At 58.0% G+C, this 15,033-nt stretch carries 10 protein-coding genes; 2 read left to right on the top strand and 8 right to left on the bottom strand.

Features of this window, described 5'->3' with window-relative positions; genetic code table 11:
* Positions 1-17 precede the first annotated feature (17 nt).
* The 3 genes from BLT77_RS04880 to BLT77_RS04870 form a co-directional block, all read right to left on the bottom strand.
* Complete coding sequence (locus BLT77_RS04880) at positions 18-1,400, bottom strand: sigma-54-dependent transcriptional regulator (RefSeq protein WP_090362903.1); 1,383 nt, start codon at positions 1,398-1,400, stop codon at positions 18-20.
* Entirely contained in the window at positions 1,397-3,367 is a 1,971-nt protein-coding gene (locus BLT77_RS04875; RefSeq protein ID WP_090362901.1) for an ATP-binding protein, read from the bottom strand. Before BLT77_RS04875 ends, BLT77_RS04880 begins: the two co-directional genes overlap by 4 nt.
* 120 nt (positions 3,368-3,487) lie before the next feature.
* Positions 3,488-4,537, bottom strand: a complete 1,050-nt coding sequence (locus BLT77_RS04870) for a porin (RefSeq protein ID WP_090362898.1) — start codon at positions 4,535-4,537, stop codon at positions 3,488-3,490.
* Between the two features lie 421 nt (positions 4,538-4,958).
* On the opposite strand from BLT77_RS04870, the gene BLT77_RS04865 reads away from it, so the two are divergent.
* Together BLT77_RS04865 and BLT77_RS04860 are read left to right on the top strand one after the other, a co-directional pair.
* Positions 4,959-6,743: a flavocytochrome c gene (locus BLT77_RS04865; RefSeq protein WP_090362895.1), complete on the top strand. Its 1,785-nt coding sequence runs from the start codon at positions 4,959-4,961 to the stop codon at positions 6,741-6,743.
* Positions 6,744-7,088: 345 nt separating this feature from the next.
* Positions 7,089-7,493 carry a DUF2057 family protein gene (locus BLT77_RS04860; RefSeq protein ID WP_176819183.1) on the top strand — a complete coding sequence of 135 codons (405 nt, stop codon included), beginning with the start codon at positions 7,089-7,091 and terminating at the stop codon, positions 7,491-7,493.
* Between the two features lie 52 nt (positions 7,494-7,545).
* Here the strand turns inward: BLT77_RS04860 and BLT77_RS04855 are convergent, their stop codons facing one another.
* The 5 genes from BLT77_RS04855 to hflD form a co-directional block, all read right to left on the bottom strand.
* Entirely contained in the window at positions 7,546-8,685 is a 1,140-nt protein-coding gene (locus tag BLT77_RS04855; protein ID WP_090362891.1) for a JmjC domain-containing protein, read from the bottom strand.
* Between the two features lie 53 nt (positions 8,686-8,738).
* Positions 8,739-11,798, bottom strand: a complete 3,060-nt coding sequence (locus tag BLT77_RS04850; RefSeq protein ID WP_245709872.1) for an efflux RND transporter permease subunit — start codon at positions 11,796-11,798, stop codon at positions 8,739-8,741.
* On the bottom strand, positions 11,786-12,823 hold the full coding sequence (locus BLT77_RS04845) for an efflux RND transporter periplasmic adaptor subunit (RefSeq protein WP_090362888.1): 1,038 nt from the start codon (positions 12,821-12,823) through the stop codon (positions 11,786-11,788). The genes BLT77_RS04850 and BLT77_RS04845 overlap by 13 nt, the downstream gene beginning before the upstream one ends.
* Positions 12,824-12,939: 116 nt before the next feature.
* Positions 12,940-14,307 (bottom strand): adenylosuccinate lyase, encoded by a 1,368-nt coding sequence (purB, locus tag BLT77_RS04840; RefSeq protein ID WP_090362885.1) that lies wholly within the window; start codon positions 14,305-14,307, stop codon positions 12,940-12,942.
* Between the two features lie 103 nt (positions 14,308-14,410).
* Complete coding sequence (hflD, locus tag BLT77_RS04835; RefSeq protein WP_090362883.1) at positions 14,411-15,022, bottom strand: high frequency lysogenization protein HflD; 612 nt, start codon at positions 15,020-15,022, stop codon at positions 14,411-14,413.
* Between the last annotated feature and the right edge of the window lie 11 nt (positions 15,023-15,033).

The following is a 15,033-nucleotide window of genomic DNA, read 5'->3' as shown; positions in this document are numbered from 1 at the left end:
TTTTCATGGTTGTGGCCTTACTCGCCCTTGGTGATGCGCCGACTCAGGGCGCTCTGGCTGATTCCCAGCATCTGTGCGGCGGCAGTCTGGTTGTTGGCGGTACGGCTCATGGCCTCATCGATAAGCGCCTTGCCAGCTTCGGCCAGGGTAGGTAGCTGGTCAGGGAAACGCAGATGCTGGTCGATGGGGTTAACCGAGCCATTGAGCTCGTTAATCGCCTCCAGGAACGGGGCGATATTGAGGTGGGTGTCATTGCTGCGGCTGACTGCATCGAACACCATCCCTTTCAACTCCTGCAGATTGCCGGGAAACTGGTAGCCGCGCAGTTTGTCGGCCAGATCCCGTGGTTGCAGCGGTACGCTGCGTTGCATCTCCTTGGCGGCCATCTCTATAAAGTGATTGATCAGCATGGTGAGATCCAGGGGCCGATCTCGAAGTGGCGGTAGGTTGATGCGGTGGGAACGCAGGCGGTACAGCAGATCGTTACGGAACTTGCCCGCTTGCTTCAGCGCGAGCAGGTCATGCTGGGTCGAGGCGACGATGCGGCAGCGGACCGGTTGCGGCCGATCGCTGCCCAGCGGGTAATATTGCCGGTGCTGAAGCAGATCCAGCAGCTTGCTCTGGGCTTCCAGGGGCAGATCACCGATCTCATCCAGATAGAGCACGCCGTCGGCGGCGCTGTGCACCAGGCCAGCTCGTGCAGGTTCATCGGTTCCCAGGGCGCCGCGAACCTGGCCAAACAGGGTGGCTTCGATGGTGGACAGGTTAAGGCCAGCCAGGTTGATGGACACAAAGGGGGCATCGGCGTAGGACAACAGGTGCAGTGCTTTGGCAAACTGGTCCTTGCCACAGCCACTTTCGCCGGTAATCAATATCGGCTCCGGACTGATGGCCAGGGCTTCCAGATAACGCAGCCGATCCAGCATTGCCGGCTCACAGGTCAGAATGTGGTTAAAGGCTTGTGGCTGACTCAGCTCCTTGGTAAGGAAGCTGTCCTTGACGTGCTGATAGCTTCGCTCCAGCCCGACCACCTCCAGTGCCCGGCGAACTGAGGTCGCCAGATCGTCCACATCGCCGGTTTTAATGAAATAGTCATAGGCGCCCCGCTTCATGCAGCGCACGGCGGTATCCACCTCGTTAACCCCGGTGACGATAATGACCCGGGTGTTGGGGTACTGATTGCGAATCGATTCCAGCAGCTCTTCTCCGGAATGAAACGGCATGGTCAGATCCAGCAATACCAGGGCGTAGTCCTTGGTATCGAGCCGGTTCATGACCTGGCGGCTGTCGACACAGGTGTCGACATTGGCTTCCGGTACCAGCCGGTTAAGAGTCATGGACAGGGTTCTGAGCCACTGAGATTCGTCATCGACCAACAGCAGGTTTCTTGCCAGTTTCATTGGCTGGGTTCCTCGGAAAACAGCAGAGTCATAGTGGTGCCTTTACCTGGGCTGGATTGCACTTGCCAGTCGCCATGGTGTTCATTGACGATGCGGCTGCACACCGACAGCCCCAGTCCGCTGCCGCCAATGGCGCGGCGGGTGGTAAAGAAAGGTTCTTTAATGCGTTGCAGGGTGGCATGATCCATGCCGCAGCCATTGTCAGATACGCGAATGAAGACCATTCCCTCTTCGATACCGCTGCTGAGGATCAGCTTGCCACTGTCCGGTGTCATGGCGTGGCAGGCGTTCTGAATCAGGTTGATCACCACCTGTTGCAGCTGTTGGGCATCCCCGTAAATCTTTGGTCCCGGTTCCGACAGGTGGGTCTCAACGCTGAAGCGTTTTACCTGGTTGGCCGTCAGGCGCAGTGACACCTGAATAACGTCATTGACGTTCAGCTGCTGATGATTGCGGTGTTGCTCAGGCTGGGCGTATTGCTTCAGGTCATTGACGATGCGGCTGATGCGTCGTGCGCCCTCCTCAATGGTCTGGCTGCCGTGATCCAGCTCCAACACTGCACGCTGGGGCTCCAGGCCGGCAATCAGCCAGAAGGGGTCCTGGTGCTGGTAGTGTTCGATGGCCGGCTTCAGATCCTGCATCGCTTCGCTGAACAGGGCGATGGCATGCACAATCAGGCCGGTGGGGTTGTTGATCTCGTGGGCGATGCCGGCGGACAGCTCTCCCAGCGAGGCCAGGCGGCTGGCCTGGTCGTTGGCCTGACGCAGTTGATGCTGCTCGGTGGTCTCCTCCAGCAGCACCACCACCTGCTCGCCGCCGATGGGGTGAACCTGCAGTTGCCAATAACGCTGATCCTGATGCAACTCTCTCATCTGCGGCTTCTGGGTGTTGAGCACCAGACGCAACAGCGGCGCTAACTGAAAGTGCAGGCCACTGGCGTTAAGCAAAGCGCTGGACTCCAGCAACTCGATGTTTTTGCCGTTGCTCCACAGCCGTGTCTGCTGGCGATCGTACAGAATGACGCCGTGGGGAATGCCGTCCAATACCGACTGGAACTGTTCCGACAGCTGGAAGATCTGCTTTTCGGCGGCTCGGCGCTGGGCCAGTTCGTTGTCCAGGTCCAGGGTGCGTTTGTGCAGTCGCCGGCTCATGGACCAGGTGAACACCATGCCGGTGGCGGACAGGGTAGCCACGAACAGCGCCCACCACATCACCTTCTCCTGGGTTGAGATCAGGTCAACCTTCTCCCGTCCGGTACCAAACCACTTGTTGACCAGCCGGTCGTATTCTCCGGACAGTTTCAACTGCCTCAGGGCGGAGTTGATCTGCCCCATCAGTTCGGCGTTCTCATCGTTGCTGACAAAGTTAAAGGCACCGAAAATCAGCGGATCACTGGCACTTCGAACCGAAGGGTAGTGGGGCTGCAGTCGTCGGGCAACGAAATTTTCTGCCAGTACCACGTCGACCCGTTTTTGCAGCAGCATCTTAAAGCCGGTTTCGTAGAGGTCGACATCGATGCGGATAAAATTCTGCGGGTGGCCTTGCAGGTAGACGTCGACGAACGAGCCCACTTTAATCGCCACCCGCTTGTTGGCCAGATCCTGCCAGTTATTGATGAAGCTCTTACCCTGCAGGGTGTAGGCTTTGGCGTGGGTGGCGTAGATGGGATCGGATTGCTGCAGGGTGCGGTTGATGCTGACCGGGCTGACCACGGCAATGACGTCGATGTCGCTGTCGGGGTTCTGGACATCCCGTACCAGTTGCTGAAACGATTTTCTTCGTACCCGGATTTGGTGCTGGGTCAATTGGCCGATGCGGGACATCAGTTCGACGTGAAACCCCTGGTCGACGCCATTATTGCGCCACTCCAGCGGCGCGGTATTGGAGTGCACACCGAAGATGACGGGGTCGGCATTGGCACTGACGAAACCCGACAGCGCGATAAGCAAAAACAGACAATATTTCATAGCCAGGAATGATACCTAAGGCCGGCCCGCTGGGGTGTGCTCGAGGTCGCGAATTTGACTCAGTCAGGAATGAAAAAAAGGGGCCAGATGGCCCCTTTTTGTGAGTCAGTGCAAGCGGTTTTAGAACTTGTAGTGCAGACCCATGGAGAAGATGTTGTCGCCTTCGTCGTACAGCTTGGCACCGGCGGTGGCAATTTCGGCGTCGAAGCGGCTGTAGTGAGCGTAGACTTTGGCGGCTTTGCTCAGTTTGTAGTCCGCACCCACGGCGTAGTTGGTGACTTCGGCGACGGTGACGTCGGCCTTGTCCAGACCGGACAGGCTCTTCATAACGTTACCGGCGTACTTACCGTTACCGGAGTCGTCCTGGCCGTAACGGGCCTTCAGGCTCAGCTTTTCAGTCAGCGGGTAGCTGGCGTCGATGGCAAAACCGTTGCCATCCAGATTCTTGTTGTTCAGATCCTGGGTATCCTGGAACATGGCGCCCAGTTTAACCTGACCCAGTTTTACCTGACCGGTTACGCGGTAGGCTTCGTCGCCGCCGATGCCGGCGTTGTAGGCAACCGCCACGAAGTAGTTTTTCTTAGCCAGCTTCTTGTCGCCGTACAGAGCGGCAACGGAGTACAGATCGCCTTCAATATCGGCGTCGGCGCCGTAGGCATCGTCTTCCAGCTGGTAGGTACCGATAACGGTAACCCCACCCAGAGAGGGCGAAGTGAAGCTGATCATGTCACCGTGACGGCTGTTACCGGAGAACAGACGGTTGATGTCGGTGTTGGTCAGGTTGAACTTGTCTACGCCGCCTTCCGCTTTCCAGAATGCCTGGCCCATCTTACCGAAGGTCAGTTCACCGAAGCCGCCTTTCATACCCAGGTAGGTATCACGAGAGGAGAAAGGGTTGCTGGCGTCGCTGTCTTCACCGCGAACCATCACTTCGGCCTTGTACACCAGAGCCAGGGCGTCGTTCAGGGCTACATTGCCCTTGATGCCCACCAGGGAGAAGTCGTTCTCGATGGTGGTGCCTTCGCCACCGCCGATGTTGGAGGCGAAGCCGGTGTCGGCGTTGGTCACGGCCATGCGCATGGCGCCGTAGAAGGTTGGCATCTCAGCTTGAGCAGCAGCGGAACCCATCAGTGCCAGCAGCATTGAAGAAGCAATAATGCTTTTTTTCATCTTAAAACCCTTTTTATTTAGAGTGGGGATTATTTGCTGGCTAGATTAAGGAAAGATTCAATATTGTTATGTGATCCATTACCAAATTTGTTTTTTGAATTTATCTCATTTTCTGTTTTTTGTCCGCCTTCTTGTTTTTGGTTTTTGTTTGATCGGCTTGGCGCGGCGCTATGCAAAATTGCATAGCGCCCTTATCCTTCATGCAGTTGTGCATGGCCTCGAAGGCCGGTTGTGACCCTAGCTCCAGTTCTGCCTAAGACACTTGAATCTGAGTTTTGAGTACTCAATTATAGGTATCAAAAGAAAGCTGAAATAAATTGTGTACTGAATGTTTGGTCACGGGTCTTTATTTTAAGCACTTTATTGGTTGTCCGTATTACCTGTTAATTATCGGATTGCTAAATACACTTAGGAGATATTGATGAACGCTCGCAAATATGCACTATCTATTGGTGCGGTATTGGTGTCCGGCCTGCTATCTACCGGCGCCTTTGCTGCCGATAATCTGGCCGATTTTCATGGTGAAAACATGGAGTGTGACGCTTGTCACACCGAAAGCATGGAGTTGTCCGATGACAACCTGAGCCATGAAAATGCCCAGTGTGTGTCCTGCCACGGCGACCTGAAAGAGGTTGCTGACACCACCAAGCATGAGCACTACAACGCTCACGACTCTCACTTCCCGGGTGAGCCTGCCTGTACCTCCTGCCACAGCGGTCACCAGCAATCTCTGAACTACTGTGACTCCTGCCACAGCTTCGATTTCGACATGCCGTACCGCGGCAAGTGGGAGCGTCATGAGCCGAGCATTGCCGAACTGCACAAAGACAAGGCAGACCGTCAGGCTGCACTGGCTGCGGCGCCTCGTGACACCGTAGACGTACTGGTTGTGGGTTCCGGCGGCGCCGGTTTCTCTGCGGCGGTATCGGCGTTCGATAACGGTGCCAAGGTGATGCTGATTGAAAAAGAACCGGTTATTGGTGGTAACGCCAAACTGGCCGCCGGCGGCATGAACGCAGCGGAAACCAAACAGCAAGCGGCTAAGGGCATCAAAGACAGCATCGAACTGATGACCAAAGACACCATGAAAGGTGGCCGTAACATCAACGATCCTGCCCTGGTTAAGGTACTGGTTGAAGACTCCGCCGGCTCCATTGACTGGATGACCAGCATGGGTGCCGACCTGAGCGATGTGGGCCGTATGGGCGGCGCTTCCGTTAACCGGACCCACCGGCCTACCGGCGGCGCTGGTGTTGGCGCTCACGTAGTACAGGTGCTGTACGATAACGCCGTTAAGCGTGGCATTGACATGCGCATGAACAGCCGTGGTGTTGAAGTACTGAAAGATGACGCCGGCAAAGTGAAAGGCATGCTGGTGAAAGGTAAGTACACCGGTTACTACTGGGTGAAAGCCGACGCCGTGGTACTGGCTACCGGTGGTTTCGGTAAGAACAACGAACGTGTTTCCAAGCTGGATCCTAAGCTGAAAGGCTTTAAAGCCACCAACCAACCTGGTGCAACCGGTGACGGTCTGGATGTGGCCGCTGAAGCCGGTGCCGAAATGGTTGACCTGAAGTACATCCAGGCTCACCCAACTCTGTCCATCAAGGGCGGCGTGATGGTGACTGAAGCGGTTCGCGGTAACGGTGCCATTCTGGTGAACCGCGAAGGTAAGCGTTTCGTCAACGAGATCACCACCCGTGACAAGGCTGCCGCAGCCATCCTGCAGCAGACTGGCAAGACCGCCTTCCTGATCTTCGATGATTCTGTACGTCACTCTCTGAAGAAGATTGAGAAGTACATCGGTCTGGGTGTTGTGCCTTCCAATGCGTCTGCCGTGGCTCTGGGCGATTCCCAAGGCATCAACGGTAAAAACCTGGAGAAAACCATTGCCCGTTACAACGAGCTGGTAGCGTCCGGTAAAGACAGCGACTTCGAGCGTCCTCAGCTGCCTCGCGCCCTGAACGAAGGCCAGTACTACGCCATCGAAGTGGGTCCAGGTGTACACCACACCATGGGCGGCGTGAAGATCGACAACAAGTCTGAGGTTCTGAACGCTCAAGGCAAAGTGATTCCTGGCCTGTACGGTGCCGGTGAAGTGACTGGCGGTGTTCACGGTGCCAACCGTCTGGGTGGTAACGCCATCTCCGACATCGTCACCTTCGGTCGTCTGGCCGGTGAGCAAGCGGCTAAGTACGCCAAGTAAGCTCTGCAACAATCAATTCCTGCACGATTTGGGAGAGCCTTCGGGCTCTCCCCTTTTTTTATCTGCTCCTCCTTGATTGCCGCCGTTGTCGGCCCTGTCCTCACCATTCAGCAGCACCTAATTCAGAGTGAACTTTTTTTATTAGTCAATCTAATAGTTTGCCTGGCAGCGATTTCGGCTTGCCGGCAGTGAGTCATGGTGATGATCGGCGCTGTTTACCTCAGTTTCTGCTGCGCCAATGAAATTGAAGTGTGATCAATGTCACATTTTCTGTTAGATCTAATAGGGACTGGGCTGGATGGCATCGGAGTCCGGGCCCACAAACAGCTATCGGGAGACGATAACATGAACACACTTATGATCGGCGCGGCACTGGTGCTGGCTTCGGCCACCACAACGGCAGCAACACTGCAGCTGCCGCTGGGGTTTGAGGCGATGAACGTCAACGGCGAAGCGGTATCCGGGCAGCAGAACACCATCGAGTTGGGTCAGGGCAAGCAGGTGGTGACCCTGCGTTACATCAACCCCTTTATCAGCCATCCTGAGGCCAATGACCACTACACCTCAGCGCCCATCCATCTGGTGTTTAACGCCGATCAGGGTGAATACCGGATTGAGCTGAAAGATCGTCGCGCTTACCAGGCCTATGGCCACGATTTGAAGTTCCAGATTGAGCAAAACGGCCAGGCGGTGCCGTCAAAACGCTACAGCAATACCGGCGCCATCGCCGTGTCTTTGCTGGCCGATTAATCCACTCGGAAACCACCCAAATAGGGGAGCCGTTGGCTCCCCTTTTTTATGCTCAATCCCGGTCGTCATCATCCAGATACCAGTAGCCCTGGTTGACCCACTGCAGCAGCTCGTCGGCGGCCTTGGGGCAGGCCAGCAGGGGCGTGAGCCTGTGGCCCTCCAGTCGGTGATACCGGGCCAGATCGGTGGCGGCGTTGCCAAGGCTGCCGGGCAGGGCCCAGCGTTGGCCGTCCAGAAACAGGCTGGAGTCGTCGCCTTCCAGTTGCAGGCACTTTAATCCTCCTACCCGTTGCAGATGCGCGCCGTGTTGCAGGGCGTGTTGCAGCTGCGACAGGGTCAATGGCGGCTGCGGTGGCTGCAGATCCAGCTCAAAGCGGTTTTGGCTGAGCAGGGTGCCGAGCATCGGCCCCAGGGTGTCAGGGTCGGCCATCAGCTGGTTGATCAGCTTGGCCATCCCCTGCTGGTGCGACAGGCTGATGCGCTGTGGCTGTGTCGGCTCGGTACTGGAAACAAAGCGTGTATTGCCCAGGTCTTGATCCTGCAGGTGGTCTGCCAGCTGACCGATGAGCTCCTGCTGGCTGGGGGCCCGAAACCCCACCGAGTAGGAGAGGGAGGGGGCCAGGGTCTGGCCGCAGTGGGGGTAGCCAGGAGGAATGTAAAGCAGGTCGCCCGGTGCCATCTCCACATCGATGATGGCGTCAAAATCCTCCACCAGGGCCATGGTTTGGTGCCCCGGACGGGGTCGATGCCGGCCGCGGTCGCCGACTTGCCAGCGCCGTCGCCCTTGCCCCTGAATAATAAAGACGTCGTAGTTATCGATGTGGGGACCGACGCCACCGCCGGGCACGGCAAAGGAGACCATCAGGTCGTCAAAGCGCCAGTCCGGCAGGAATCGAAACGCATAGGCCAGTTCGGCTGCCGCCGGCACAAAATGGTTGACCGCCTGCACCAGTAACTGCCAGCCCTGATCCCCAAAGCGGCTGAAATCCTCAATGGGGCCGGGTTCGGCGCGCCATTGGCCGCTCTCCTGAATCACGACGCGGCTGCTGGCGGCCTCTTCAAGGGCCACCCCGGCCACCTCATCCGGCTCCAACGGGTCGACAAAGTCGGCAAAGGCGGTGGGAATATACAACGGGCGGTGTTGCCAGTGGTGGCGAATGGCGTCGAGGTTGTCCGGTTGCAACGAATACATAGGTGTCCTTGAAAAATAAACGGGCCTGCTTGGCAGGCCCGGATTATACATGCTCAGGGGGCGGGGGTTGGAACTCTGAAAAACAGCGCGTACAACACCGGAATGAGGATCAGGGTCAGCACGGTGGCAAATGAGAGCCCGCCAACCAATACCACGGACATGGAGCGGAAAAAGGCGTCGGCGTACAGCGGCAGCACCCCCAGAACCGTGGTCAGGGCCCCCATCATCACCGGGCGGACCCGGCTGGCAGAGGCATCGACGATGGCCTGGTAGGCGGGTTTGCCGTCACTGATCTCCAGATCGATCTGATCCACCAGTACGATGGCGTTTTTGATCAGCAGCCCCGACAGCGACAGCAGTCCCAGAATCCCCATGAACTCCATCGGTGTTCTGGTCAGCAGCAGGCCGGCAACCACCCCAATCAGGGCCAGGGGCACCACCAACCAGATCATCAGCGGTTGGCGGACGCTGCCAAACAGTACAAACACGATGATCACCATAAACAGCACGCCAAGGGGAATGGTGGAGGCCAGATCCTGCTGGGACTCGCTGGAGTCGCCAAACTCACCATCCCACTCCAGGCTGTAGCCGTCGGGCAGGGCAATGGCCTCTACCTGTGGCCGAATGCGCCTGAGCAGATCCGACGCCAGATCCCCCGGCAGCGGGTCGCTCTGGGCCTTGATGGTCCAGATGCGATCCTCGCGCCGCAACTGGCCGTTGCGCCAGACGGTGCGGATGTCATCGGTGACCTGAGTGATGGGAACGGTGCGGCCGGTGCTGGAGCTGAGCACCTGAATGTTGCGCAGTTCTTCGATGCCGACCCGTTCCAGGGCCGGTGCCCGGGCGATGATGGGGATCAGGTCATCAAACTCGCGGTAGGTACCGATCTGCCGGCCGGAAAAGTTGGTCAGCAGGGCAGCGGCCAGATCTTCGCGGTTAATGCCGGCCCGGCGGGCTTCGGCATCGGAATAGATTGGCTCAATGACGCTGATCGGTTGCCGCCAGTCGTCCTGAATTGCCATGGCTCCGCCGTCGGCGATCATGATGGACTTGGCCTGATCCGCCAGCTGCCGGAGGATCACCCGATCCGAACCTTTAAAAGTGGCTTCAATTTTGGAGCCGCCGCCCGGCCCCAATACAAAACGCCACACCTTGGCCTGGCCGTTGGGGTAGTGATCATCGATGTAGTTCTGAATACGGGGGATCAGCTCATCGGCCTGGCGGTAATCCTGCAGTCGAATCAACAATTGGCCGTAGGCGTCATTGGGGGATTCGGGAGCGTATATCAGCATGTAGCGCAGGCCTCCGGCGCCGATGGTGCTGGTGACCCCGACCACCCCCTGCTGTTGACGGACATAGGCTTCAATTTGGCTGAGATCCTGATAGGTGCGATCGATGTCGCTGCCCTGGGGCAGCCAGTAATCCACCACCATCTGCGGAGAGGTGGAGGCCGGAAAGAACCCCTCTTTGACAAACTGGAAGCCCCAGACCGAGGCGATGAACAGCGCGACCACCCCGGCACACACCAGCAGGCGTAACTTCAGGGCAAGCTTGAGGCTGGCCTTGTAGGCGCGGGTAAAGGCGCCGTCGTTATTGTCTGTGTCACCCTCTGGTGTCTGCTCTTTAAACAGCCAGTAGCAAAACAGCGGAGTCAGGGTCAGGGCGAACAGCCAGCTGTACATCAGGGAGATCAGGATGACCCAGAACAGGTGGCCGGTGTACTCGGCGGTGTCGCCGGGGGCAAAACCGATGGGGGCAAAGGCGATGATTCCCACCAGGGTGCCTCCCAACAGCGGCCACTGAGTCTGGGCTACCACCGACTTGGCGATGGCCAGCTTTCGGGCGCCTTTTTGCATCCCGACCAGTATGCCTTCGGTGACCACAATGGCGTTGTCGACCATCATCCCCAGGGCGATGATCAGTGCCCCCAGCGAGATGCGGTGCATGGGGATCCCGCCTATCTGCATGGTGGCCAGGGTCGCGGCGATGGTCAGCAGCAAGATGGCACCGATCACCGAGGCGGACTTGAATCCCATGAACAAAAACAGGGTCACCACCACGATCGCAAGAGCGGCGACCACATTGGTTACAAAGCCTTGAACTGAGTTGGCCACCTCCTGCCCCTGATGATAAAACTGATGGACCTCGATGCCCCAGGGGCGTCGACTGGTGGACTCCGCCAGTTTGGCGTCAATGGCCTGGCCCACCTTAACGATGTTGCTGCCCAGAACGCCGGAGATGCCGATGGCGATCGCTTCCTGGCCGTTGTAGCGGTAGCTGTGGTCTCTGGGGGTCTGGTAGCCTCGCCAGACGTTGGCGATGTCCCTCAGGTAGACTACCCGGCCATCGGCGCTGTCGGAGACCTGCAGGCTGCGTATCGCCTCCACTGAGTCGATGGTGCCCGAGGGGTAGATGGTGACCCGCAGATCGCCAATCTTAACGGTGCCGGCATCGCTGACGGCGTTCTGTCGCTGCAGGATGTCGTAGATGGTGTTGATGGACACCCCCAATGCAGTGGCGTGGGCGCGGGAGATCTCAACGTAAATCGCTTCACTCTGTTCTCCCCCCAGGCTGACTTTGGCGACGTCCTCCACCTGCAGCAGCTCGTTTTGCAGCGCCTTGGCGTAGCGACGCAGTTCGGCGGCACTGAACCCTTCGCCGGTGATCAGGTAGTAGAGACCGTAGACATCACCAAAATCGTCGACCACCACCGACTCATAGGTGCCTGGAGGCAGCTCTACCTGGGCGTCTCGCACCTTGTTGCGCAGTTTGGTCCACACCAGGCTCAGGGCATCCTTGGTGGTGGAAAATTCGTACTTGATGTTGACCTTGATCTCCGAGTAGCCGTCGGCGGAGATCGACTCGATGGTGTCCACCTCCTGCATCTCCTGAATCGCCTGTTCCAGAGGATCGGTGACCTCTTCGGCCACCTCCTCCGGGCTGGCGCCGGGGTAGAGGGTGATCACAGGCGCTTCGCGAATGGTAAAGTCCGGATCTTCCAGTCTGGGCATCTCCTGGTAGGCGTTCCAGCCTCCGGCGATCACCAGTAGGATGACGATGACGCTGAGTACGGTGCTGCGGATGCTGAATTCCGCCAGGTTCAGTCCTGCCATGGTCGCACCTCCATCCCTTCGGCGAGGTAGGCGGCCCCTGCGCCGACGATGGTGTCACCCATCTGAAGCCCCTGGCGAACCCGAATCTGTTCACCGATGTCGTCATCGACCTCGATGTCACGACGACTGACGGTGGAGCTGGCTTCATTGAATAGCCAAACGTAGGTGCTGTCCCCCTGGGACTGGACCGCGGCCATGGGGATGGCGACCATGCTGGCCTGGTCAGCAGATTCAGGAATCACTTCCACCGTGGCCAGCATGCCTGGGAGTACCAGCCGATCTTGCGGCGGAGTGATTACCATGGTGACCGGGTAGGTCTGGGAGTTGGGATCGGCGATCAGTCCCAGCTCCTTGAATCTGGCCTCGAAGCGGCGGCTGGGATCGGCATTGAGCATTACCTCTATCCTGGGGGGCGTGTTGTCTTGAATCAGCCGGGAGGGCACATCGAATTTCACCTCCAGTTCGTAGGTGTCGATCATCTTGGCGATCAGGTCACCGGCGGTGACGTTTTGTAATTTGGTCACCGGGATCTGAGCGATGGTGCCGTCGAAGGGGGCGGTGATGACGCTGTCGCTAAGGGCTTTTTCGGCGATGCCCAGGTTGGCTTTGGCAATATCACGGGCGGAGCGTTGCTTGGTCAGCTCGCTTTGGGAGATCAGCCCTTTGGAGGCGACCTGCTCCAGTCGCCGGTATTCGCGTTCGGCGTTATCGTACTCCGCCTTGGCCGAGGCCAGCTTATTGATGAAATCGCGCTGATCCAGCATCGCCAACACGTCGCCCTGTTTAACCTGTTGCGCCTCCATGATGTTCAGCTCCTGCAGCAGGCCGCTGACCTGAAAGCTGAGATCGGCGTCTTTGGAGGCGTCTATGACTGCGGGAAACTGGTAGGTGGTGGCCAGGGCGGTATTGTCCAGAGTAACCAGCTTTACCGGTCGGACTTTGACGGTAGCGGTGGTTTCCGGGGATGGCTTGCAGCCGATAAACGTCAGCAACAGGCACAACAATGTCAAAATGCGTGGCTTCATGGAATCACCCAGCGGTGAGGAATGATTCAGACAAGCCTAGTTCAACGGCAAGGGATTGGGTTGCTGATACAAAAACGCCACCCGTAGGGTGGCGTTAAATAGAGTGTTTTGGGCGATTACAGCTGTTCGATAAAGCCGTGAGCGTGGCCGATGTAGTTGGCCGGTGTCAGCTGCTTCAGCTCCGCTTTGACGTTGTCTGGCAGGGCCAGGCCATCGATAAACTCGGCCATGATCTGCTGGTTGACGCGTTTACCCCGGGTCAACTCTTTAAGCTTCTCGTACGGCTTTTCGATGCCATAGCGGCGCATTACCGTCTGAATCGGTTCGGCCAGCAGCTCCCAGTTGTTGTTCAGTTCATCCAGCAGGCTTTGCTCGTTCACCTCCAGCTTGCTGATCCCTTTGAGGGTGGATTGGTAGGCGATCAGGCTGTAGCCAGCTCCCACACCCAGGTTGCGCAACACGGTGGAGTCGGTCAGGTCACGCTGCCAGCGGGATACCGGTAGCTTGGCGGCCAGGTGACCGAACAACGCATTGGCCAGACCCAGGTTGCCTTCGGAGTTTTCGAAGTCGATGGGGTTAACCTTGTGCGGCATGGTGGAGGACCCAATCTCGCCGGCAACGGTTTTTTGCTTGAAGTGGCCCAGGGCGATGTAGCCCCACAGGTCACGATCGAAGTCCAGCAGGATGGTGTTGAAGCGGGCGAAGGCATCGAACAGCTCGGCGATGTAGTCGTGCGGTTCGATCTGGGTGGTCCAGGGGTTCCAGGTCAGGCCCAGGCCTGACACAAAGCGCTCGGACAGGTGATGCCAGTCCACATTCGGGTAGGCGGACAGGTGGGCGTTGTAGTTGCCCACGGCACCGTTCAGCTTGCCGAGAATCTCCACCTGGGCGATCTGTTTTACTTGTCGCTCCAGTCGAATGGCGACGTTGGCCATCTCCTTGCCCATGGTGGTGGGAGAAGCGGGTTGGCCGTGGGTGCGGGCCATCATCGGAATGGTGGCGTAGCGGCGGGCCAGATCCTTGATGGCGTCGACCAGTTGCTGGCAGTAAGGCAGCAGCACCTGATCCCGGGCTTCGGTCAGCATCAGACCGTGGGACAGGTTGTTGATGTCTTCGCTGGTGCAGGCAAAGTGGACAAACTCGTTAATGGCGTGCAGCTCGGCGCAGTCGGCGATGCGCTCTTTGATGAAGTACTCCACCGCTTTCACATCGTGGTTGGTGGTACGCTCGATCTCTTTGACCCGGGCGGCGTCCGTCTCGCTGAAATTGGCGGTGATGGCATCCAGTGTCGCCAGTGCCTGTTCGGAAAAGCAGGGCACTTCGGTGATGTCCGGACAGGCGGCCAGCAGCTTGAGCCAGCTGATCTCTACCTGAACCCGGTATTTTACCAGGCCGTATTCGCTGAAAATGGAACGAAGAGGGGCGGTTTTGCTTCCATAACGGCCATCAACGGGTGAGACGGCAGTAAGGCTGGACAGCTCCATGTAAATCTCCTTGGGTACAAAGTCAGAGAGTATGACCATTGCTCGGGCAACGGTTCGTTATAATGAAGATGCGCCGGGGATCCCAGCGCATCTTATGAGTATTCTATTTAATCGCCTGCATGGCGGTTTTCACCATGGCGCTGCGGGCAAACATCAGCTGTCGCCGCTTGCCGCCGAGTTGACGCCATAACACCGCCGCCCGAATGGCACCGAGCAGCAGGGCCCGAATGCGGTTCTGATTCACTGTCTGCTGCAACTGCTCTGGATTGCCCACCACCTGAATCTTGGCCCCGAGAGGGCTGATGACGTCGCTGTAGATGGAAGACAGGTTGGCCAGTACCTGGGGATCGGTGATCTCAAAGTGGTGCAGCTGGCGTTTCACCTGAGACAGACGCTCACTCAGCATGCTGAGCGCAGCCTGGTTTTTGGCCAGCTTTCTCTCCAGTGCCATGATGCCGACGATGTAGCGGGTCAGATCGACGTCTTTGCGGTTGCCGTCGCCAATCTGATCCACCAGGGTACGATAGCCGGCGTTAAGGCGTTCGCGATCGTACACCTCCTCCGGGTTGTCCGGATCGGTGATCAGGATGGCGTTCAGGCTCATGGCCATGGCGTCTTCGTCTACCCGGCCATAACGGGACAGCTGTTGCACCTGCCAGATGGCCTGGGACAGGGCGGCAAAAGCCATGGTGCGTGCTTGCAGGTTATCTTGCATCTCAGTTTCCG

It is taken from the genome of Ferrimonas sediminum (genome assembly GCF_900100175.1).
In the GTDB taxonomy this organism is placed as follows: domain Bacteria; phylum Pseudomonadota; class Gammaproteobacteria; order Enterobacterales; family Shewanellaceae; genus Ferrimonas; species Ferrimonas sediminum.
The sequence above is the reverse complement of the archived record's forward strand: the minus strand, read 5'-3'. Positions and strand labels throughout refer to the sequence as shown.